This is a genomic window from Robiginitalea sp., assembly GCF_049588695.1.
Classification (GTDB): domain Bacteria; phylum Bacteroidota; class Bacteroidia; order Flavobacteriales; family Flavobacteriaceae; genus Robiginitalea.
Genome location: NZ_JBAVZJ010000141.1, coordinates 1 through 1,790, shown reverse-complemented (window position 1 = coordinate 1,790; position 1,790 = coordinate 1). Strand labels below are relative to the sequence as shown.

The 1,790-nt window shown below is 47.4% G+C and carries 2 protein-coding genes and 1 pseudogene; all 3 read right to left on the bottom strand.

The genetic code is table 11. The features are described from left to right. Positions 1-483: methyltransferase domain-containing protein (locus WBV75_RS03205; protein ID WP_424119214.1), on the bottom strand; the 483-nt coding region annotated here is incomplete at its 3' end. A 24-nt stretch (positions 484-507) separates the two neighbouring features. Further along, positions 508-852, bottom strand: coding sequence for an ArsR/SmtB family transcription factor (locus tag WBV75_RS03200; RefSeq protein WP_424119213.1), 345 nt, complete (start codon positions 850-852; stop codon positions 508-510). Between the two features lie 59 nt (positions 853-911). Continuing rightward, positions 912-1,790, bottom strand: a pseudogene (locus WBV75_RS03195) (alpha-2-macroglobulin); the annotation flags it as partial.

Sequence of the window (1,790 nt, the reverse complement as noted above, 5' to 3'; positions counted from 1 at the left end):
TTTCTTGTTGGGCACCAGGTTAAGTACACAATTGCTGACAATAACATCCGCCACATCGTCGTTCACGGGCAAGGCATCGATATCCCCTTCCCTGAATTCGACGTTGTTATACCCCATTTTTTCCGCGTTCAGGCGGGCCTTTTCAATCATAACGGGGGTAAAATCAATCCCGATCACCTTGCCTGCCGCCCCGGTTTCGTGCCGGGCTACAAAACAATCGTTACCCGCTCCGGACCCCAGGTCTATGACAATATCGCCCTTTTCGATTAAGGCAAACTCCGTTGGAAGGCCACATCCCAGTCCTAAATCTGCATCTTCCACGTACCCTTCTGTGTCTGTGTAGTCGTCCATCATAATGTTGTACACCTTATTGGACGGGGTAGTAGCCCCGCAGCAAGAGGAGGCATTTTCAACCTTGCCCTGTCCGGCAATTTTGGCATAACGCTCCCGTACCAAATCCTTTAATTCCTGTTCGTTTTTCATTGAAATTGTTTTTAGTAGATTCAATTAAGACCCCTGGGGCTCGCAAGGGTTTTGGATAGTCAGGTCGCTGTTCAGAAATTGGAGGATAACCCCCTTCATCTCTGCCCAGTTCTCCGGGTCAATACAATAACAGACACTTGCCCCATCCACAGCACCCTGGATTAAACCGAGTTTTTTTAATTCTTTAAGGTGTTGGGAGATCGTAGGTTGGGCCAATCCTATTTCCTGGACCAGATCACCACAGACGCACCCCTGTATTTTAAACAAGTGGTCTAGTATGGCTACGCGGGCCGGATGGCCCAATCCTTTTGCCAGTGCGGCAATACGATTCTGCCGGTCTGTAAACTTTTCGGTCTTGGAAATTCCCATAATTCTATTATTATCGCAATATTACGATTAAACTTTGAATCTTCAGAAGATAGACTATATTATTGTTTTAAAACAGTCAAACGCCTGCCGTCTGAGTGACTGGAGAATTCAGGGGCGTACATGCTTTGGATATTGGAGATGCCCGACGCAAAGTTTCCGGAGTTATTCACACGTAGTTCATATTCAAACACATATGTCCCCTTGGGGAGTCGGTCAAAAAAGAAATGCGTAGCCACATCTTTAGTAGCCTGATAATACCCCAGGCCGTCCTGCCATTTATACTCGGACAGCACATCCACGGGTTCCAGGCCCGAGCCCCTCAAATCCTTAAGATGTATAAATTCAAGGGATTCCCGGGCAATAATTTCCAGGCGGACCGTCAGGAGATCGCCTACTTTTAAAGGTGCATTTTGGTCAACAGGCGAAAGGGTGGTTCCACTGGCAGATTGGTTTTTCAAATAGAGCCCCTTGGTGATTTTTAGAGGGCCATCCGCGGTCTCTATGATCTGATCGACATCTTGGAAGTACTGCCAGTAAACCGCTCCGAACCCTGAAACTTCCCCTTTATTCGCAACCTTTAATGTGGCCATATCCGAAGTAATTTCCCCACCCTTCCAGGCCCTTTTAAAGTAGCCTGTTTTTGCCTCCTTATCTTCGGAGCTGAGTTTATCGGGATTGATCTCCTGATCCCCCAGGTTTAAGGAAGTGCTTTGTGAAAGGGATAACCATGGCCCTCCGCGCATCAACAAAGCATAAACGGCTTCGGTTGTCGCTTTTGTCGTTTCCCATCTATGGGTGCGCTTATTTTTAAGCAACCACAATTTGAGTTGATCGATTTTCTCGATGTCATCCGTAATCTCCGAAAAGGCTTCAATCAGGAGCGACTGTATCTCCACCGGGGCTTCATACCAATACCAACCCGGTTCAGTCTCCTTCCA

What these genes read in the sequence shown, in the direction of transcription:
- WBV75_RS03200 (WP_424119213.1), bottom strand. Translation starts at nt 852, where the DNA reads ATGGGAATTTCCAAGACCGAAAAGTTTACAGACCGGCAGAATCGTATT.